This is a genomic window from Pseudomonas sp. LAP_36, from assembly GCF_019456785.1.
In the GTDB taxonomy this organism is placed as follows: Bacteria; Pseudomonadota; Gammaproteobacteria; order Pseudomonadales; family Pseudomonadaceae; genus Aquipseudomonas; species Aquipseudomonas tritici.
Genome location: NZ_JAHZMS010000001.1, coordinates 371494 through 391397 on the forward strand (window position 1 = coordinate 371494; position 19904 = coordinate 391397).

At 60.1% G+C, this 19904-nt stretch carries 19 protein-coding genes; 9 read left to right on the top strand and 10 right to left on the bottom strand.

Annotated features, from left to right (window positions below; translation table 11 throughout):
• Positions 1-145 precede the first annotated feature (145 nt).
• A complete protein-coding gene (locus tag JBO08_RS01805; RefSeq protein ID WP_049709853.1) occupies positions 146-634 on the top strand; it encodes a phosphate-starvation-inducible protein PsiE in 489 nt (162 codons plus the stop codon).
• Here JBO08_RS01805 and JBO08_RS01810 read toward each other — a convergent pair.
• From JBO08_RS01810 to JBO08_RS01820, 3 genes are all read right to left on the bottom strand, one after another.
• Positions 631-945, bottom strand: a complete 315-nt coding sequence (locus JBO08_RS01810) for a DUF3509 domain-containing protein (RefSeq protein ID WP_065871731.1) — start codon at positions 943-945, stop codon at positions 631-633. The genes JBO08_RS01805 and JBO08_RS01810 overlap by 4 nt on opposite strands.
• Positions 946-1231: 286 nt before the next feature.
• Positions 1232-2518, bottom strand: a complete 1287-nt coding sequence (locus tag JBO08_RS01815; protein WP_065910563.1) for a serine/threonine transporter — start codon at positions 2516-2518, stop codon at positions 1232-1234.
• A 60-nt stretch (positions 2519-2578) separates the two neighbouring features.
• The gene (locus JBO08_RS01820; RefSeq protein ID WP_065879573.1) at positions 2579-3955 is read right to left on the bottom strand and encodes an L-serine ammonia-lyase; all 1377 of its coding nucleotides are present in this window, start codon (positions 3953-3955) and stop codon (positions 2579-2581) included.
• Positions 3956-4092: 137 nt separating this feature from the next.
• Here JBO08_RS01820 and JBO08_RS01825 point away from each other — a divergent pair, with 137 nt between their 5' ends.
• Positions 4093-5040: a LysR substrate-binding domain-containing protein gene (locus JBO08_RS01825; RefSeq protein ID WP_065871734.1), complete on the top strand. Its 948-nt coding sequence runs from the start codon at positions 4093-4095 to the stop codon at positions 5038-5040.
• A 212-nt stretch (positions 5041-5252) separates the two neighbouring features.
• Positions 5253-5663, top strand: a complete 411-nt coding sequence (locus JBO08_RS01830) for an HPF/RaiA family ribosome-associated protein (RefSeq protein ID WP_065871735.1) — start codon at positions 5253-5255, stop codon at positions 5661-5663.
• Between the two features lie 61 nt (positions 5664-5724).
• On the opposite strand, the gene fecA is transcribed toward JBO08_RS01830, so the two are convergent.
• From fecA to JBO08_RS01845, 3 genes are all read right to left on the bottom strand, one after another.
• Entirely contained in the window at positions 5725-8061 is a 2337-nt protein-coding gene (gene fecA / locus JBO08_RS01835) for a TonB-dependent Fe(3+) dicitrate receptor FecA (protein WP_065879572.1), read from the bottom strand.
• A 91-nt stretch (positions 8062-8152) separates the two neighbouring features.
• Positions 8153-9094 (bottom strand): FecR domain-containing protein, encoded by a 942-nt coding sequence (locus tag JBO08_RS01840; RefSeq protein WP_065879571.1) that lies wholly within the window; start codon positions 9092-9094, stop codon positions 8153-8155.
• A complete protein-coding gene (locus JBO08_RS01845; protein WP_065871738.1) occupies positions 9091-9579 on the bottom strand; it encodes a sigma-70 family RNA polymerase sigma factor in 489 nt (162 codons plus the stop codon). Before JBO08_RS01845 ends, JBO08_RS01840 begins: the two co-directional genes overlap by 4 nt.
• Positions 9580-9749: 170 nt before the next feature.
• Here JBO08_RS01845 and JBO08_RS01850 point away from each other — a divergent pair, with 170 nt between their 5' ends.
• Genes JBO08_RS01850 through JBO08_RS01870 form a run of 5 tightly spaced genes read left to right on the top strand, consistent with a single transcriptional unit; the run spans position 9750 to position 13510 of the window.
• Positions 9750-10052 carry a DUF3649 domain-containing protein gene (locus tag JBO08_RS01850; RefSeq protein ID WP_025858985.1) on the top strand — a complete coding sequence of 101 codons (303 nt, stop codon included), beginning with the start codon at positions 9750-9752 and terminating at the stop codon, positions 10050-10052.
• The gene (locus JBO08_RS01855; protein WP_220074567.1) at positions 10049-11623 is read left to right on the top strand and encodes a PepSY domain-containing protein; all 1575 of its coding nucleotides are present in this window, start codon (positions 10049-10051) and stop codon (positions 11621-11623) included. The genes JBO08_RS01850 and JBO08_RS01855 overlap by 4 nt, the downstream gene beginning before the upstream one ends.
• The gene (locus tag JBO08_RS01860) at positions 11624-11950 is read left to right on the top strand and encodes a DUF3325 domain-containing protein (protein ID WP_065945335.1); all 327 of its coding nucleotides are present in this window, start codon (positions 11624-11626) and stop codon (positions 11948-11950) included.
• Positions 11951-11957: 7 nt separating this feature from the next.
• Positions 11958-12536, top strand: coding sequence for an RNA polymerase sigma factor (locus tag JBO08_RS01865; RefSeq protein ID WP_049713413.1), 579 nt, complete (start codon positions 11958-11960; stop codon positions 12534-12536).
• A complete protein-coding gene (locus tag JBO08_RS01870; protein WP_065890465.1) occupies positions 12533-13510 on the top strand; it encodes a FecR family protein in 978 nt (325 codons plus the stop codon). The genes JBO08_RS01865 and JBO08_RS01870 overlap by 4 nt, the downstream gene beginning before the upstream one ends.
• Here JBO08_RS01870 and JBO08_RS01875 read toward each other — a convergent pair whose 3' ends face one another.
• Both JBO08_RS01875 and yejK read right to left on the bottom strand, forming a co-directional pair.
• Positions 13511-13861 (bottom strand): glutaredoxin family protein, encoded by a 351-nt coding sequence (locus JBO08_RS01875; RefSeq protein WP_065871742.1) that lies wholly within the window; start codon positions 13859-13861, stop codon positions 13511-13513. It lies immediately after the preceding gene.
• The gene (yejK, locus tag JBO08_RS01880; RefSeq protein ID WP_049709838.1) at positions 13861-14865 is read right to left on the bottom strand and encodes a nucleoid-associated protein YejK; all 1005 of its coding nucleotides are present in this window, start codon (positions 14863-14865) and stop codon (positions 13861-13863) included. The genes JBO08_RS01875 and yejK overlap by 1 nt, the downstream gene beginning before the upstream one ends.
• 397 nt (positions 14866-15262) lie before the next feature.
• Between yejK and JBO08_RS01885 the strand changes: the two genes are divergently transcribed.
• Positions 15263-15544: an HU family DNA-binding protein gene (locus tag JBO08_RS01885; RefSeq protein WP_003212743.1), complete on the top strand. Its 282-nt coding sequence runs from the start codon at positions 15263-15265 to the stop codon at positions 15542-15544.
• A gap of 195 nt (positions 15545-15739) precedes the next feature.
• Here JBO08_RS01885 and rlmF read toward each other — a convergent pair whose 3' ends face one another.
• Both rlmF and JBO08_RS01895 read right to left on the bottom strand, forming a co-directional pair.
• Positions 15740-16759: a 23S rRNA (adenine(1618)-N(6))-methyltransferase RlmF gene (gene rlmF, locus JBO08_RS01890; RefSeq protein ID WP_065871743.1), complete on the bottom strand. Its 1020-nt coding sequence runs from the start codon at positions 16757-16759 to the stop codon at positions 15740-15742.
• Positions 16760-16962: 203 nt separating this feature from the next.
• The gene (locus JBO08_RS01895) at positions 16963-19809 is read right to left on the bottom strand and encodes a valine--tRNA ligase (RefSeq protein ID WP_065871744.1); all 2847 of its coding nucleotides are present in this window, start codon (positions 19807-19809) and stop codon (positions 16963-16965) included.
• Positions 19810-19904: the final 95 nt, after the last annotated feature.

Consider the following 19904-nt stretch of genomic DNA (forward strand, 5'->3'; position numbering starts at 1 on the left):
TAATGTAGCCCGTAAATACAGGTTAAGCGTGTCTCATGTCACCCGGCCATCATCTCATACCTGCCCTGGCCTTTTTTCTGCATGCAGAACAACCGTCACGTCCAACCCGCATTATCCGGTCGAGTCGACCTAAGGAAGCATCATCGTGAAAATCAACTGGGCCGAAAGGCTGCGCCAGCAAGTACATGGTCTGGCCGAGTCCCTGGGCAATCTGTTTGTCGAGTCGTTCCACTACCTGGCGTTGTTCGCCATTGGTGCGGTGACCGCTTGGGCAGCGGTGATGGAATTTCTGGGGATGCTGGAGAACGGGCACATCAAGATTGATGACATCTTGCTGCTGTTCATCTACTTGGAATTGGGCGCCATGGTCGGGATTTATTTCAAGACCAACCACATGCCGGTGCGCTTTCTGATCTACGTGGCGATCACCGCCCTGACGCGCCTGCTGATCTCCAACGTGTCGCACCACAACCCACCAGACGTAGGAATCATCTACCTGTGCGGCGGGATTCTGCTGCTGGCGTTCGCCATACTGGTGGTGCGCTACGCGTCGTCGGCGTTCCCGTCGGTGAAGGTCGAAGGCCCGCGTCGCAAGGGCGGGGCGAGCCTGGAAACCGAGAAGGGCGAGCTTTAAAGCCCGACGCTGAAGGGCAGGGGGCGGGTGGGCGGTCGCTGTAGCACTTTGTGATCGCCATCTGTCATCACCGCCAGGATTTCCATGGCGCTGTGACCCTGTTCGATGGCAATACCGAATTGGATGCTCTGCACCAAACGCTTCAGCCGCTTTGGATCGTTGCGCTGTTCGGCGCTGATCATGCGTTTGGCTACCACCCCGTCCTCATTGGAGAGGGTGAGCATAATGCTGCCGTCCAACCGCTGGATGCTCAGGTTGACCCGATATTCCGGGGTGAAGGTGTCGGTGATGATCTGAAAAGGATTGTCCATGGTGCGTTACCGCCTGATAAGAACATGCAGTCATTGACGACCGGTGTTGGGATTAGTTCGTGTCTCCTGACCACCGGCCACTTCGTCGCTGAAGCGTCACAAGATCCGTTTGCTTCATAAGCTGTACAGCAAGGGGCGTGCCGTGTGGCGACCTACCTGACTGCGCCTGACCCATGTGGGAGCGGGCTTGCCCGCGATTGCGGTTCGTCAGCTTGTTAATTTCTGACTGACGGACGGCTATCGCGGGCAAGCCCGCTCCCACATTGAATGGACGTTGTGGGCTATTTCAGGGCAGTACGGAAAAAACGATCGCAGACAGCGCAATCAGCCCGATCACCACTACAAATACATTCGAGACTTGGCCCGAATACTGGCGCAGGGATGGCACGCGGCGAATTGCGTACATCGGCATCAGGAACAGCAGGCACGCGATGATGGGCCCGCCCATGGTCTCGATCATGCCCAGGATGCTCGGGTTGAAAGTGGCCACGGCCCAGCAGGTCAGCACCATGAACAGTGCGGTGCAGCGTTCCAGCCATTTGGACGACATCGAACGATTGCGCCCACGCAGGGATTTGACGATCAGGCCCTGGAAGCCTTCGCTGGCACCGATGTAGTGGCCGAGGAAGGATTTGGTGATGGCCACCAGCGCGATCAACGGCGCGGCGTAAGCGATCACTGGGGTCTGGAAGTGGTTGGCCAGGTACGACAGGATCGAGATGTTCTGCGCCTTGGCTGCTGCGAGGTCTGCCGGTGACAGTGCCAGTACACAACTGAAGCAGAAGAACATCACGGTCAACACCATCATGCCGTGGGCGGTGGCCAGAATGCCGCTGCTTTTGCGCTCGGCTTGCGCGCCATACACGCGTTTCTGGTCGACGGCGAACGCGGAGATGATCGGCGAATGGTTGAAGGAAAACACCATCACCGGGATCGCCAGCCACAGCGTCTTGAAGAACAGTGGCAACGGCATGCCCTCACTGGCGGAGGCGAAGAACGCGCCGTTCCAGTTGGGGATCAGGCTCAACGCCAGTAACAGCAAGGCAGCGACGAACGGGTACACCAGCACGCTCATCGCCTTGATGATCACGCCCTGGCCGCAACGCACGATGGCCATCAGGCCGAGGATCAGCACCAGCGACAGGATCGCCCGCGGCGGCGGGGTCATGTGCAGTTGGTGCTCCATGAAGCTGCCCAGGGTGTTGGTCAGCGCCACGGCGTACACCAGCAGGATCGGGAAGATTGCAAAGAAATACAGCAGGGTGATCAGCTTGCCGGCGCCGACGCCGAAATGCTCTTCGACCACTTCGGTGATATCACCGGATTTGCCTGACAGCACAAAGCGCGTCAGCCCACGGTGGGCGAAGAAGGTCATCGGGAAGGCCAGCAGTGCCAGGATGATCAGCGGCCAGAAGCCGCCGAGGCCAGCATTGATCGGCAGGAACAAGGTACCAGCACCGATGGCGGTGCCGTAGAGGCCCAGCATCCAGGTGGTGTCGTGCTGGGTCCAGCCGGTTGTGACGGTGCTCTCTACAGCAGGATTATCAGCAGCAGGTGTACGTACATCGGTCATCGTTATTGCCTCGTTATTATTTTTGCGCGGGCTCACGTTGGGGCAGTCAGGGAGTGCTCCTCAGCACTCCACCCAGCTGACCGCCAGGCCGCCCCGTGAAGTTTCCTTGTATTTGTCATGCATATCGGCGCCGGTATCGCGCATGGTGCGGATCACCCGGTCGAGGGAAATAAAGTGTTTGCCATCACCGCGCAGGGCCATTTGCGTGGCGTTGATCGCCTTGACGGCGGCGATGGCATTGCGCTCGATACACGGTACTTGCACCAGGCCACCGACCGGGTCGCAGGTGAGGCCGAGGTTGTGTTCAAGGCCAATTTCGGCGGCGTTTTCCAGTTGCTCCGGCGTGGCGCCAAGAATGTCCGCCAACCCGGCAGCGGCCATGGCGCAGGCCGAGCCGACCTCGCCCTGGCAGCCGACTTCAGCACCGGAGATCGAGGCGTTTTTCTTGCAGAGAATGCCCACTGCCGCCGCGGCCAGGAAGAAATTGACCACGTCGTCGTCAGACGCGTCGGCGTTGAACTTCATGTAGTAATGCAGCACTGCCGGGATAATGCCGGCGGCGCCATTGGTCGGTGCGGTGACCATGCGCCCGCCAGCGGCGTTTTCTTCGTTGACGGCGAGGGCGAACAGGTTGACCCACTCCATGGCCGACAAGGTTGACGTGATGACATTCGGTTTGCCGATTTCCAACAGGCTGCGGTGTAATTTCGCTGCACGGCGGGGCACGTCCAGGCCACCCGGCAGAATGCCTTCATCGCGCAGGCCTTGTTCCACGCATTCGCGCATCACCGACCAGATATGCAACAGGCCGCTGCGAATTTCGTCGTCGCTGCGCCACGCACGTTCGTTGGCCATCATCAGCTCCGATACCCGCAGGCCGTGCTTGTTGCAGAGGGCCAGCAGTTCAGCGGCGCTGGAAAAGTCGTAGGGCAATTCCACATCGCTGGTCGGCGCGATGCCCGAGGCTGCTTCGGCTGCCTCTATGATGAAACCACCACCCACCGAGTAATAGGTTTGCTCGTTCAGCAGGCCGTTTTCGCCGTAGGCGTGCAGGGACATGGCGTTGGGGTGGTAGGGCAAGCTTTCGTCCAGCAGTAGGAGATCTGTATGCCAGTTGAAGGCAATTTCCTGCTGGCCTGCGAGTAGCAGTCGTCCGGACTCGCGCAATTGCTGGATGCGTGCATTGATTGAGGTCGGATCGACCTGATCTGGCCATTCGCCCATCAGGCCCATCACGCAGGCACGGTCGGTGGCGTGACCGACGCCTGTAGCGGACAGCGAGCCATACAGGCGCACTTCAACGCGGCGGGTATCGCGCAGCAATTGGGTGTCGATCAGCGCTTGGGCAAACGTTGCCGCCGCCCGCATGGGGCCGACGGTATGAGAGCTGGAAGGGCCAATGCCTACCTTGAATAGATCGAAAACACTGATAGCCATGCTAAAGCCTTACAAGCAATGGAGTGGAAATCGCTGCCATCTTTTGTAGGACGAGCGGAATTAGCGCGATACTGAGGCTCTGGATCGGCACTGACCAACGAATTATCCTAAGACACCCTTTAGCTGGACTAAACGCTATGACCCGACCCCTCCATGGTCAGACTTATGTGTGGCTGCACGTTTTTTCCTGTGCGGCGCGGCATTTGTCGTTCACCCGCTGCGCCGAAGAACTGCACATCACGCCGGGGGCGGTGAGCCAGCAAATCCGTCAGTTGGAGGAGCGATTAGGTTTCCGCTTGTTTCATCGACGCGCACGTGGCGTAGAGCTGAGTGCCGAGGGGCAGCGGTTGGCAGCAACGGTGGGTGAAGCCTACGGCAGCATCGATGCTGAATTGCAGCGCTTGGACGCGGGGATGATCAGCGGCACCCTGCGCCTGCGCTCGATCCCGTCGTTTCTCGGCAAGTGGCTGACCCCACGTTTACCGCGCTTGCAGCAGCGTTTTCCGGATATCCAACTGCGCATGGTTGCCGAAGACAGCAGCATTGCCCTGCATGAGGGCGACTTCGACCTGGCCATCGACTTGAATGACGGCAGCTACCCCGGCCTGTTATCTACAGCCCTGCTGGACGAACAGATCTTCCCGGTCTGCGCACCCAGCCTGTTGCGTGGTCGTCCACCGTTGCATGGCCCGGCTGATTTGGTGCATTTCCCGCTGCTGCACGACATCACTGCGTGGCGTGGGAGTTATGAGTACGCGGAGTGGGAGTTCTACCTGAATGCCATCGGCTATCACGTTGCCGATGTGCGTCGTGGCCACACCTTCAACCGCAACCACCTGACCATCGAAGCCGCCATCGCCGGCATGGGCGTGGCCATTGCGCGGCGCACTTTGCTTAACGATGAGCTGGAGCGCGGTACTTTGATCGTGCCGTTCGGCTTGGCCGTGCCTAACCACAAACGCTACGTATTGTTGTATGCGCCAGGCGCGCTGAACCATCCGGGCGTGCGGGCGGTCCATGATTGGCTGGTGGAAGAAGCGATGATTTTTCGCGGATTGCACCCCCTGGGAGAGGGGCAGTTGTAGGAAATTGGGCGAGTGAGAAGATGTACCCAACTCCCGACGATAACAGCGTGTTTGATCGTTGTCAGACTTAATTTGTAATGTGTGATTTATCTTTGCAAAGGGGTTGAATTGTTTCGCGGTCTGCCCAATTGTGTAATCAAGAGGTCATGGTTTTACCTGCCTGGTAAAGCAGTCGTGATCTCTCGCGAGCTAGCTGAAATAAGGGAAAAACTATGCAAATCCAAGTCAATAGCGATAACCATATTGAAAGCAGCATCCGACTGGAGGAGTGGGTACGTACTACCATTGAAAGCACGCTCGAACGTTATGAAGAAGACCTGACCCGCGTTGAGGTCTACCTGAAAGATGAGAACGGCGATAAGCCCGGTCCCCACGATTTAAGTTGCCGCCTGGAAGCACGGCCAAAAGGCCACCAGCCAGTGTCGGTCCTGCACAAGGCCGATACCCTGGAACAGGCGATCGACGGTGCAGCCACCAAGCTGGACCATGCGTTGGAACATTTGTTTGGCAAGCTGCAAGGCAAGCCACGCGCTGCCGGTAAAAACCTGCCGGCCAATAAAGTGAACGATGACGCGCTTGAAGAGGAATTCCTGGAAAACGAAAATGCTGCACTTAACAGCTGACAGTTTTTTCACACCCCACTAAAAACGGGCCTGCATTTGCAGGCCCGTTTTCGTTTCAGGCTTAAAACGCGATGGAGGTTTGCACGTAGACCGTGCGCGGCTCGCCTATGTATTTGCCCTTGTTGTTATCGTCGAACGAGCGGGTGAAGTACTGCGTGTTGAAGATGTTTTTCACCCCGACTGCCACGTTCAAGTCCGACAGCTGCGGGCCGAAGTCATATGCCGCGCGGCTGCTGAATAACATGTAGCCCGGGATGCGTCCGTTTGCGCCGTCAGCACTTTCCTTTTGGGTATTGGCGTTGTCGGCGAACTGGCTGCTCTGGTAGCTGCTGTCCAGGTTGAGCTTCCAGCGACCTTCGGTGTAACCCACGCCCAGAGTGCCCTTGTGCTTGGAGGAGAAAGGCACGCGGTTACCTTTGTTCGGGCCGTCTTCGCGAATGGTGGCGTCGACGTAGGCGTAGGTGGCATAGACATCAAAGCCGGCCAGTGCCGGGCTCAAACCGTCGAGCGCATAGTTGACGCTGGTCTCGATACCCTGATGGCGCGTTTCGCCACGGGCAATCACCGAGTCGTTGGTCTGGTTGCTTTCGTACTGGTTGTCGAAGTTGATCAGAAACGCACCGATTTCCGCACGTAAGGTGCCGTCGTCGTAGCGGGTGCCCAGTTCCCAGGTGCGGGCTTTTTCCGGTTTCACTTCGCCGCTGGTCACGCGGTTGGGCATCTGGCTGTACTGCACGCTGCCGAACGAGCCTTCGGTGTTGGCGTAAAGGTTCCAGCTGTCGGTAAGGTGGTAGAGCACGTTCAGCGCCGGCAGCGCGGTGTTGTAGTCGCCCTTGTATTTGACGTTGGTGAGGTTGTTGGTCTGCTGGGACTCGATCATCTCGTAGCGAATGCCCGGGGTGATGGTCCACTTGCCGATATCAATCCGGTCATCGACGAAGAAGGCGTTGGCTTCGGTGCCGCCACGGGTGTCGCGGTCGTTGCGGCTGTCGGTGCTGGGGATTTGCTGGTTGGCGGCGATCGGCGTGCGGTAACGCAGTTCGTGGCCGGCTTCGTTGATGTAGCGGTAACCGACGCCGACTTCATGGCTGGTCGGACCCAGGTCAAAACCTTGGGCGAAGCGGGTCTCGATGCCACGTACCCAATATTCACGCGGGGACAGCGAAAGGAACGTGCCCTGGTCCAGGTAGCCGCTGCGCAGGGTCTTGGTGAAGAAGCTGTTCACGGTAAATTCGCGACGGTCCTGCTCATAGCGATAGCCGATGTTGAACATCGTACGGCGGCCCCAGAATTTGTCGTAGGGGCGGGTGGACTGGTACGGGTCGGCCTTGTAGTTCGCGACGTTCAAGCCCCCAGGCATGTCGGCCTGGCCTTCGTAGTACTGCGCCATGGCGTTGAAACTGTTGGCGTCGTCGAGTTGGTATTTGCCCTTGAGAATCAGGTCGTCGATTTGCGTGTCGCTGTGTTCGCGCCAGTCGCCGCCACGGGTACCGGAGTACAAAATCGCCCCGCCCAGGCCATTGTCGGCGGTGCCGCCGGCGAGCAGGTTGCCGGTGGTCTTGAATCCGTCATGGCTGGAGGACGGGCTGGTTTCGGTCTGCAAGCCGCCTTTGACAGTGGGCGCATCCGGAATTGCGCGGGTCACGAAGTTGACCACACCGCCGACGTTTTGCGGGCCGTAGCGCACGGCGCCGCCGCCGCGGACGACGTCCACCGCGTCCATGTTGCCCATGCTGATCGGTGCAAACGAAAGCTGTGGCTGGCCGTAAGGCGCGAAAGGCACCGGGATGCCGTCCATCAGCACCGTGGAGCGTGATGCCAGGCGCGGGTTGAGGCCGCGAATACCGAAGTTCAGCGCCATGTCATGGCTGCCGGTGCCGTTATTTTCCGGCGCGTTGACGCCAGGGATGCGGTTGAGCACGTCTTTGGCCTGGGTCGCGCCCTGGCGTTCGAATTCTTCACGGCGGATCACATCACGGGCGCCGGGGTGTTCGAAGACGTTGGTTTGCGCGGCGTCGCCGAGCCAGTCGCCGACCACGCTGGAGGTGCCCAACTCAATGCTGGCTGGGGCAGTGGCCGGTTGCAGGCTGTAGGCATTGTCGCCTTCGGCGCGGGCTTGCAGGCCGGTGCCTTCCAGCAGTTTTTGCAGGCCTTCAGCCGCGCTGTAGTTGCCCGTCAAGCCACGGCTCTGCCTGCCCGCCGTCACTTCGGAACCAAAGGAGATCAATACGCCGGCTTCGCGGCCAAATTGATTCAGTGCGGCTTCCAACGAAGTCGGCGCGATGTGAAAAGGCTTGGCGTCGGCGGCCATCACCTGAGGCAGTACGGTAAGACTCAGGCTGGCGCCGAGTAGGAGTTGGCGCAGTGAGCGGGCGAGAAGCGTCGGTTGCTGGGGCATGACGGGCGGTCCTGAGAAGGAAGGATCTAGGTGGCTTTCCTTCTCTGTCACGCGAGGTGTGGAAAACGGCTCATCGTTTTTAAGAAAAAGTTCAGGCGCGGGCCTGGACGGTCACCCAGTAGCGGGTAAACCGCCGGATTTTGACCGGCAGGCTCACTTCCAGCAGGTCGAGAATGCGTTCGCTGTTGTCCAGTGGATAGCTGCCGGAGATCAGCAGATTGGCCACCTGTGGGTCGCAATTAACCTGGCCACGCCGATAACGGCCGAGTTCGCCGAGGAAGTCTTCCAGGCGCATGTGAGCCGCGACCAGCATGCCGTCGGCCCAGGCGCCGCTGTTGGCGTCGGTAGGGCGCGGGGTGTCCCAGCCTTTGCGCGTGAAATTGACCTGATGCGAAGCCTGGACTGTCAGCGGCAGGCCGCTATAGGTATTGGGCATGACGTCGACGCGCCCCTCAAACACCGACAGTTGAGTGTGATCGTTGAACTGGCGCACGTTCAAACGCGCCGCCTGGCTGCTGAGCAGGCCCTGGCCGGTCAGCACCTGCAGCGGCGTATTGCCTGCGGCGCTGGTCAACAGGATCTCGCCTTCGAGCAAGCGGATCAGGCGTTGCTGGCCGTCGAAATGCACATCCACCGCACTGCCGGTATTGAGCTGCAATTGGCTGCCATCCGCCAGTTGTACCTTACGGCGCTGGCCGACGGGGCTACGGTAGTCGGCGCTCAGCGGCGGCACTATATGTTGCTGGCGCAGGCTCCAGGCGGCGGCTGAACCTGCGCCGAGTATCAGCAGCAGCTTCAGGGCCTGGCGTCGGCTGGTGGAGGTGGGGGCGTTCAGTGCCGCGTGGGCCAGCGGCGACGGCATGCCGCGCAGGCGCTGGTTGACGCGCTGCATGTGGTCCCACGCGCGCTGGTGTTCGCTGTGGGCGTTCAACCATTGTTGCCAGGCGGCTTGCTGGCGCGGATTGAGGGCGCCTTGCTGCATTTCCATCAACCAATGCACGGCTTGTTCGGCGACTTGCGTGGAAAAATTCATAGCGCGAAGTAGCAGCGCATCGCCGCTTTGCTCAAGTGGCGCTTAACAGTGGCGATGGAAATGCCCAACTCAGCGCCGATTTGCGCGTAAGTCAGGCCATCGAGTTGGGCCAGCAGGAAGGCACGCTTGACCTGCGTGGGCAGGCCGTCGAGCAGTTGGTCCAGCTCGATTAGGGTTTGCAGGATGATTGCGCGTTCTTCTTCCGACGGTGCCACGTGTTCGGGCATTTGCGCCAAGGCATCGAGATAGGCGCGTTCCAGGTCCTGGCGACGGTAGAAGTTGAACAGCACGCGCTTGGCGACAGTGGTGAGGAACGCGCGGGGTTCGATCAGCGTTGGTGTTTCCCGCCCGGTGAGCACGCGGATGAACGTGTCCTGAGCCAGGTCGGCGGCACTTTCCGGGCAGCCGAGTTTGCGTCGCAACCAGCCGGTGAGCCAGTGGTGATGGTCGTTGTACAAAACTTCGACGGTATTGGACGGGCTCAACGGGAACGCTCCGCAAGCATCGGCATGCTTTAGAGAACAAGAATTGTTCGCATTGTAGGGCGCATGAAGGGCTTCGGCAATCCATCTGCACAGGTGATTCATCTGTTCTCTTTTGCTTATGAGAATATTTATCATTAATATCGCGTGCTGATGAACCTGGCGCCTTCCGCATGAAAAGCAAAACCTCGCTGCCTGTCTCCTACCGTCTCGCCGTGACCTCGCGCGTACTGGCTGCTGTGGTGGGCGGTTACCTGATGGCTTCACTGGCCAGCATCTGCCTCGCGCTGTGGATGCCCACGTCACGTGCCGACGCTGTGATCACCGGGATGATGAGTTCATTCGTGTTCTATTTGCTGGCCGTGCTCTGGTGTTTCGCCTGCCGCAGCGCCGCACGCGCCTGGTTCGGCGTGATGCTGCCGAGCGCAGCATTTGCCACGCTGGCGGGCGTGGGCTTTTGGATGGCGCGCACATGAAAGAGGGCTTTCGCCAGGCCATGGCCTGGTTGCACACGTGGGCTGGATTGATCTTCGGCTGGCTGTTGTTTGCGATTTTTCTGACAGGCACGTTGGCGTATTTCAAAGACGAAATCAGCCACTGGATGCAGCCCGAAGTGCAGGCTCGTCCTCTGGACGATGCACGTAGCCTGAACGTCGCTCAAACCTATCTGCAGCACGTCGCGCCGACCGCTGCCCGCTGGTTTATCACCCTGCCGGACAGCCGCGACCCCGGTCTGTCGGTAATGTGGCAGGACAAAGTCGACCCCGGCAAGCGTGGCAACTTCATCCAGAAAACCCTCGACCCGGTCACCGGCCAGGCGGTGCAGGCCCGTGAAAGCATGGGTGGCGAGTTCTTCTATCGCTTTCACTTCCAACTGCAAATGCCGCATCCCTGGGGCCGCTGGCTGTCGACCATTGCCGCGATGGTGATGTTTGTTGCACTGATCACCGGGATCATCACCCACAAGAAAATCTTCAAGGACTTCTTCACTTTCCGCCCCCGCAAAGGCCAGCGTTCCTGGCTCGACGGGCACAACGCGGTGGGTGTATTGGTGCTGCCATTTCACCTGATGATCACCTACAGCAGCCTGGTGATTTTCATGAGCCTGGTAATGCCGGCACCGATCCTGGCCTCGTACGGCAACGACACCCGCGCCTTCTTCAGTGAGGTGTTCCCGGCAACAAACAATGCACCGGCGCTTGGGCAACCCGGGCAGTTGAAGCCGCTGGTGCCGATGTACGAACAGGCGCGTGAGCATTGGGCGGGTGGACATGTCGGGCGTGTGGCGGTGAATAACCCCAGTGATGTGAACGCTTCGGTCAATGTGTTTCGCGCCGGCTCTGACAGCGTGGTGCATGATTTCGGCAGCACGGTGTCCTTTAACGGCACCACGGGCGAGCTATTGCGGGTCAGTGGTGAACAGTCACTGCCGGCCGTGACCGGCGGCAGTTTTTATGGCCTGCACATGGGCCATTTCGCCGGCCCGGTGCTGCGCTGGTTGTACTTTATCTGTGGTCTGGCGGGCACGGTGATGATTGGCACCGGGCTGGTGATCTGGCTTGGCAAACGCCAGCTCAAGCACGCAAAAAGCGCGGTGATGCCGTTTGAATTGCGCCTGGTGGAAGTGCTGAACATCGCCAGCATGTCCGGGCTGATGATCGCCATCGCGGCGTTTTTCTGGGCCAACCGTTTGTTGCCGGTGAGCTTCGCCGAGCGTTCCGACTGGGAAGTGCAAACCTTCTTTATCGCCTGGGGCCTGAGCCTGTTGCACGCCATGCTGCGCCGCGGTCGCCAGGGGTGGATCGAACAATTGAGCCTTGGCGCGCTGCTGTTTATCGCCATTCCACTGCTCAATGCGCTCACGACCTCCCATCACCTGGGCGTTTCCCTGGCAACGGGCGACTGGGCCATGGCCGGCTTCGACTTGACTTGCCTGGCCAGCGGTGTGTTCCTCGCCTGGGCCGCCTGGAAAATGCAGCAGCGTACGGTGCCTGCCTCCAAGCCTGAACGCGCACGCCGGTTGACGCTCAAGCAGGAGGCGAACTGAATGCTGCTCGCACTGCTGATGTGCTACGCGGGGTTCACCGCATTGTGCTTGTCTACCGACCGACATCACGGCGAACTGCTGCACAGCACGCCATCGCCACGTCGTCGGCTGGGCCTGCGTGTGGCTGGTTGGGTGCTGCTGACGGTGTCGATCTGGCCCGCCGTGAATATCGCGGGTTGGGGCCAGGGCCTGGTGGAGTGGTGCGCGGTGTTAATGCTCAGTGCGCTGTTGCTGGTGCTGTTGTTGCCGTATCGGCCAAGGCTGGCCTTGATCCTGGCGGGCGTCGGCCTGCTCGCCAGCCCTGTTGCGGCCTTTGCCACTCTTTGAGTTCAGCCTGATGATCAGCACGCCACCCGAATCCCAGGACAGCCCGCACGCTGACGCGGCAGGTGGACGTGCGCATTTCCTGCAGGTGTTTTTGTCCCAGCGTTCGCAGATGGAGGCCTTGGTGAGCCGTCGCGTGGGATGTCGCGCCACGGCGGCCGACCTGGTGCAGGACCTGTTCCTGCGCTTCTGGCGTCGGCCATTGGTGCAGGTCGAAGAACTCAGCACCTACCTGTTGCGCTGCGCCGGCAATATTGCCATCGACCACCTGCGCAGCGAAGGCGCGCGGGTGCGCAGCAGCGAAGGCTGGCTGCCCGAGCAGCAGGACAATCAGGGTTGCGAACCGCAGGCAGCGCTGGAAGCCGGCAACGATTTGCGCCACGTCGAAGCCGCCTTGCGCAGCTTGCCCGAACGCACGCGGCAGATTTTCCTGCTTAACCGCATTCACGGCCGCAAATACGCGGAGATCGCCAAGGCCATGGGCCTGTCCCAAAGTGCCGTGGAAAAACATATGATGCGTGCCCTCGAAGCCTGCAAAGCCAGCCTTCGCGAACCATCGCCCCCACGCACGCCAGGGAAAGCTCCGTGAACGTCACCCCCACGCCCGCGCAGGAGCAGGCCGCACTGGCTTGGCTGAGCCTGTTGCATGACCAACCCAGCAGCGGCGACCAGGCCACGTTCAGCCACTGGCTGCGCGCCGATCCCGCGCACGTCGAGGCCTACGCACAGGCTCAGGTGCTGTGGGAGTTGAGCGAAGTGCCGGCACGCAAATTGGCGGATGAAGAGGCCATGGCCTTGCAGGGCTATCTCAATGCGATGAACACCTCGAAGCGCTCACGGGTTGTGCGCTGGTCTGGCGCGTTGGCGATGGCCGCCTGTCTGGTGTTGATGGTGTCGATGGGCGCCGGTTGGCAGCCGTCGCGCTGGGTCGATGACTTCGGCGCCGACTACGTGACAGCGCCGGGGGAGGTCAGAACCGTCACGCTGGCCGACAAGTCCCAAGTCACCCTCGATGCCGACAGTGCCATTGCGGTGGATTTCAGCCAGGGTGAGCGGCATATCCAGTTGCGTCGCGGCGCCGGTTTTTTCAGCGTAACTCACACCGGGCAATCCTTTGTGGTGGAGGCGGGCAGCGGCGAAGCGCGGGTGTTGGGTACGCAGTTTGAAGTGCGCCTGCAACCGGAGGGTGCTCAGGTAACCGTGTTGTCCGGGCGCGTTGGCGTCATACCGTCCAAGCAGGGCCAGCAGCAAATTCTTACGGCAGGCCAGCAAGTGACCTACGTCGACGGTGTCGCCGACCCTCTGCATGCGGTCGACAGCGAATCACGCCTGGCTTGGCGTGACGGCTGGCTCAACTACTACAAGGCGCCGCTGGCCGATGTGATCAATGACTTGGGGCGCTACTATCCGGGCCGCATTCTGTTGCTCAACGAAGAGATGGGCGCCAAGCGGGTCAGCGGCAGCTTCCCGAGCAAAGACCCGCAGGCGGTGTTGAATGCGTTGCAGGCTGTGCTTGGCTTTGAGCAGCACACGGTATTGGGCCGGATGATCGTGGTGCGCTGATTACTTCAGCGCAGCCATGATCTTCTCGGGGCTGTAATCGCGGATCAGTGTGCCGTTTACATCCACGAACGGAATCCCACCGCCACCCAACGCCTCATACGCCTTGCGCGCCTGGGCGTCTTTTTCGATATCAAACGCCTGGTACGGAATGCCCTTCTGGTCCAGGAACCGGCGGATCTGCTTGCAGTAACCACACCACTCGGTGGAATAGAGCACCACACGCGCCGAGGCGCGGGTCTGCTCTGGTACCACCTGCGATGGGTTGAACACCCGCTCGATCTTGCCCCAGTTCTGAATCACCACCACGACCAGCAACACCAGCAGGACTTTCTTGAAAACCCCGCCGAGCATCAGTTGCGGCGCTTGAGCTGGTCGGTCAGTTGGGTCGGCAAGCCCTTGATGATCAAGGTACCGGCGGCTTCGTCGTATTCAATCTTGTCGCCCAGCAAGTGCGCTTCAAAGCTGATCGACAAGCCTTCGGCACGGCCGGTGAAGCGACGGAACTGGTTGAGCGTGCGTTTGTCAGCCGGTATCTCTGGCGACAGGCCGTAGTCCTTGTTGCGGATATGGTCGTAGAACGCTTTTGGCCGATCTTCATCGATCAGCCCCGAGAGTTCTTCCAGGCCCATCGGCTCGCCGAGCTTGGCCTGGCTGCTGGCGTAATCCACCAGGGTCTTGGTTTTTTCGCGAGCGGATTCGTCCGGCAGGTCCTCGCTTTCGACGAAGTCGCTGAAGGCCTTGAGCAGCGTGCGGGTCTCGCCCGGGCCGTCGACGCCTTCCTGGCAGCCGATAAAGTCGCGGAAGTACTCCGAGACTTTCTTGCCGTTCTTGCCTTTGATAAAGGAGATGTATTGCTTGGACTGCTTGTTGTTCTGCCACTCGGAGACGTTGATGCGTGCCGCCAGGTGCAGTTGGCCGAGGTCCAGGTGACGAGAAGGGGTCACGTCCAGCTCATCATTCACCGCCACGCCTTCGCTGTGGTGCAGCAGGGCGATGGCCAGGTAGTCGGTCATGCCTTGTTGGTAGTGGGCAAACAGCACGTGACCGCCGACGGAGAGGTTGGACTCTTCCATCAGCTTCTGCAGGTGCTCGACGGCAGTGCGGCTGAACGTGGTGAAATCCTGGCCACCGTCGAAATATTCCTTCAACCAGCCGCTGAACGGGTGCGCGCCGGACTCGGCATGGAAGAAGCCCCAGGCCTTGCCTTGTTTGGCGTTATAGCTCTCGTTAAGGTCGGCAAGCATGTTCTCGATGGCAGCGGATTCGGACAACTCCGAGTCACGCGCGTGAAGAACTGCAGGTGTGCCGTCGGGTTTTTTGTCGATCAGGTGGACGATGCAATGACGGATCGGCATAGGCTTCTCGGCTGGTTGAAGGGGAGCGGTGCGCCCTCCCCAAAAAGTTGCCCAGTGTACCGCACCCATTGGGCAAGACGCGCTTCGAAGGCGGTTTTGGGCACCCTCCGACGGTCCATATGCCTTTTTTTCACGGTTTAGAGCGATAAAGCTGACCAAATGGGTAGGTAGAGGCGGATATTTCCCCGTCTCTGTGCTAGTTTTGCCCCGTCTTACGCCAAGTCTCGGCGATAAGCGTGCATTCAGCATCTGTCAGGTCGAACCAATCCCCGTTTCAAGCATCTATAACCCCGATCTCCGTGGTTATAGCCGGGGGTGCCAGGCCATGACGGTCGGGCTCGACGGCTGACACTGCACTCTGCAATCCATATGAATTTGATAGGGAAGGAACACCACAATGGCTATTACTAAAGACCAACTGATCGCTGACCTGGCTGAAGCAGTAGACGCACCGAAGACCACCGTGCGCGCTCTGCTGGACCAACTGAGCCAGATCGTTGCTGATCAGCTGGAAAACGGCGGCGAAATCACTCTGCCAGGCGTTGGCAAACTGAAAGTGACCGAGCGTCCTGCCCGTACTGGCCGTAACCCTTCGACTGGCGCTGCCATCGAAATCGCTGCCAAGAAAGTTATCAAGCTGGTTGTGGCCAAAGGCCTGACCGACGCTGTTAACAAGTAAGACGCAGCAAAAAAACCGTGCTCCGGAGCGATCCGGGCACGGTTTTTTGTTGCCTGCGATTTACTGTGGTTGCGGGGTTGCTGTGGCGAGGGAGCTTGCTCCCGCTGGGCTGCGCAGCGGCCCCAAAAGTCTGGGAGCGCTTCGCACTGGAGCGCCAGCCCAGTCCCGCGGGAGCAAGCTCCCTCGCCAAATGGATCAGTCGCGCACCCAGCGCTGGCGCCAGATCTGCTGTTCGTTCTTGGTCTGGAAGGTCCAGGCCACAAAGCGGCTTTGCTTCTGCCCCTGGGACATTTCCACCACTTGGCTTTCCAGCACGCCGGCTTTTTTCAGTGCAGTCTCGATGGCGGGCAAGTTCGACGCTTTTGACACCAGAGTGCTGAACCACAACACCTTGTGGGCAAAGTGCGCGCTCTCGGCGATCAACTGGGTCACGAAGCGTACTTCACCGCCTTCACACCACAACTCGGCCGATTGGCCGCCGAAGTTCAGCACCGGCAACTTGCGTTTCGGGTCAGCCTTGCCCAAGGCTCGCCACTTGCGTTCGCTGCCCTTGGTGGCTTCGTCCATGGACGCGTGGAATGGCGGGTTGCACATGGTCAGGTCAAAGCGCTCACCCGGTTCCAGCAAGCCCAGCAGGATCTGCTTAGGGTTAGCCTGCAGGCGCAACTGGATGACCTTGCTCAAGTCATTGGACTGCACGATGGCCTTGGCTGCGGCCACGGCAGTAGGGTCGACCTCCGAGCCCAGGAAGTTCCAGCGGTACTCCATGTAGCCAATCAACGGGTAGACGCAATTGGCGCCCATGCCGATGTCCAGCACCTTGACGATTGAACCGCGCGGGATCTTGCCGTCGTTGACGCTGGCCAGCAGGTCGGCGAGGAAGTGTACGTAGTCCGCACGTCCCGGCACCGGTGGGCACAGGTAATCCGCCGGGATGTCCCAGTGCTGGATACCATAAAAAGCTTTCAGCAGCGCCCGGTTGAACACCCGCACCGCATCCGGGCTGGCGAAGTCGATGCTTTCCTTGCCGTAGGGGTTGAGGATCACGAACTGCGCCAGTTCCGGCGTGGTTTTGATCAACGCCGGGAAGTCGTAACGGCCCGTGTGACGGTTGCGCGGGTGCAGGGTGGCCTCTTTGCGCGGCACGACGGGTTTGGCCGTGGCTGCGGTTTTAGGCTTCTTGCGCGGAGGTTTTGGCGTGCTGGGGGTGGTCATGATGATTCTGGTGTTGGCTCAAAGTGGTGGGCATTGTCACACATTCTTGAGGTGATCTCGGTCAAATGTGGGAGCTGGCTTGCCTGCGATGGCATCAACGCTGTCGTGCAGGTACACCGAGTTGTCTGCATCGCAGGCAAGCCAGCTCCCACAAAAGGCAAAAAAAAGAGACCCGAAGGTCTCTTTTTCACGCGGTTTACACCTTACAAGCTGGAAATCCGCGCATGTTGCTCCGCCAGCTTACCCAAGGCCTGTTCAGCCTCGGCCAGCTTGGCGCGTTCTTTTTCGATCACTTCAGCCGGCGCCTTGTCGACGAACGCCGCGTTGGACAGCTTGCCGCCCACCCGCTGCACTTCGCCTTGCAGGCGCAGGATTTCTTTGTCGAGGCGGGCCAGTTCAGCGCCCTTGTCGATCAGGCCAGCCATCGGCACCAGCACTTCCATGTCGCCGACCAGAGCGGTGGCGGACAGCGGTGCTTCTTCGCCCGCCGCCAATACAGTGATCGACTCCAGCTTCGCCAGCTTCTTGAGCAGTGCATCGTTCTCAGTAAGACGACGCTGATCCTCAGCGCTGGCGTTCTTTACAAACACTGCCAGTGGCTTGCCCGGCCCGATGTTCATCTCGGCGCGGATGTTACGTGTGCCCATCATCAGCGTCTTGAGCCATTCGATATCGCTTTCGGCCGCCTCATCGATACGCGCTTCGTTGGCCACCGGCCAAGGCTGCAGCATGATGGTCTTGCCTTCGATACCGGCCAGCGGCGCGAGGCGCTGCCAGATTTCTTCGGTGATGAACGGCATGAACGGGTGCGCCAGGCGCAGCGCCACTTCGAGCACGCGCACCAGGGTGCGGCGGGTGCCGCGCTGGCGTTCGACCGGTGCGTTCTCGTCCCACAGCACGGGTTTGGACAGTTCCAAGTACCAGTCGCAATACTGGTTCCAGATGAACTCGTACAAGGCCTGTGCGGCCAGGTCGAAGCGGAACTGGTCGAGCTGGCGGGTCACTTCGGCTTCGGTGCGTTGCAGTTGCGAGATGATCCAGCGGTCAGCCAGGGACAGTTCGACTTCTTCGCCGTTCTGGCCGCAGTCTTCGCCTTTATCCAGCACGTAGCGCGCCGCGTTCCAGATTTTGTTGCAGAAGTTGCGATAGCCTTCGACGCGGCCCATGTCGAACTTGATGTCGCGACCGGTGGACGCCAGCGAGCAGAAGGTGAAGCGCAGGGCGTCGGTGCCGTAGCTGGCGATGCCGTCGGCGAACTCGTCGCGGGTCTGCTTCTCGATCTTCTTCGCCAGTTTTGGCTGCATCAGGCCCGAGGTGCGTTTCTGCACCAGGGTTTCCAGGTCGATGCCGTCGATGATGTCCAGCGGGTCCAGGACGTTGCCCTTGGACTTGGACATCTTCTGGCCCTGGCCATCACGCACCAGGCCGTGCACGTACACGGTTTTGAACGGTACTTGCGGCGTGCCGTCTTCGTTTTTCACCAAATGCATGGTCAGCATGATCATCCGGGCAACCCAGAAGAAAATGATGTCGAAACCGGTGACCAGCACGTCGGTGGAGTGGAATTTCTTCAGGAATTCGGTCTGCTGCGGCCAGCCCAGGGTAGAGAACGTCCACAGGCCCGAGCTGAACCAGGTGTCCAGTACGTCGTTGTCTTGTTGCAGCGCAACGTCCGGGCCGAGGTTGTGCTTGGCACGCACTTCGGCTTCGTCGCGGCCTACGTAGACCTTGCCTGATTCGTCGTACCAGGCCGGAATACGATGGCCCCACCACAGCTGACGGCTGATGCACCAATCCTGGATGTCACGCATCCACGAGAAGTACATGTTTTCGTACTGTTTCGGTACGAACTGGATGCGGCCATCTTCCACTGCGGCAATCGCAGGCTCGGCCAGCGGCTTGGTGGACACGTACCACTGGTCGGTCAGCCACGGTTCGATCACGGTGCCGGAACGGTCGCCCTTCGGCACTTTCAGGCCGTGGTCGTCAACGCTCACCAGCAAACCGGCGGCGTCGAAGGCGGCAACGATCTGCTTGCGTGCTTCGAAGCGGTCGAGGCCGGCGTATTCGGCCGGGATCTTGCCGTCGATGCTCTCGTTCAGCGTGCCGTCCAGGTTGAACACCTGGCAGGCCGGCAGTACGGCGGCATTCTTGTCGAAGATGTTCAGCAGCGGCAGGTTGTGGCGCTTGCCGACTTCGTAGTCGTTGAAGTCGTGGGCTGGGGTGATTTTCACGCAGCCGGTGCCGAATTCCGGGTCGCAGTAGTCGTCCGCGATGATCGGGATGCGACGGCCAACCAAAGGCAGCTCGACGAACTTGCCGATCAGCGCCTGGTAGCGTTCATCGTTCGGGTTAACCGCTACGGCGGCGTCGCCGAGCATGGTTTCCGGACGAGTGGTGGCGACGATCAGGTAGTCATTGCCTTCAGCGGTCTTGGCGCCGTCGGCCAGTGGGTACTTGAGGTTCCACAGGAAGCCTTTCTCGTCGTGGTTTTCCACTTCAAGGTCGGAAATCGCCGTGTGCAACTTGGTGTCCCAGTTGACCAGACGCTTGCCGCGGTAGATCAGGCCGTCTTCATGTAGGCGCACGAAGGCTTCTTTCACGGATTCCGACAGGCCGTCGTCCATGGTGAAGCGCTCGCGGCTCCAGTCGACGGACGAGCCCAGGCGGCGGATCTGACGGCTGATGTTGCCGCCGGACTGGTCTTTCCATTCCCAGATTTTTTCCAGGAATTTCTCGCGACCCAGGTCGTGACGGTTCTGGCCGGTGGCTTCGAGTTGGCGTTCCACCAGCATCTGCGTGGCGATACCGGCGTGGTCGGTGCCTGGCTGCCACAGGGTGTTGCGGCCCTGCATGCGGCGGAAACGGATCAACGCATCCATGATCGCATTGTTGAAGCCATGGCCCATGTGCAGGCTGCCAGTGACGTTCGGTGGCGGAATCATGATGGTGTACGAGTCGCCCGCACCTTGTGGGGCGAAATAGTTCTCGGACTCCCAGGTGTTGTACCAGGAAGTTTCGATAGCGTGGGGCTGGTAGGTCTTATCCATGCGCGGCGGGACCCTAGTTGGCATTAATTCAGGAAAGCCGGCAAGTATAACGGGGGAGGGCGTGGAGGGCGAGTTGAAGACGGACTAAAGGCCTA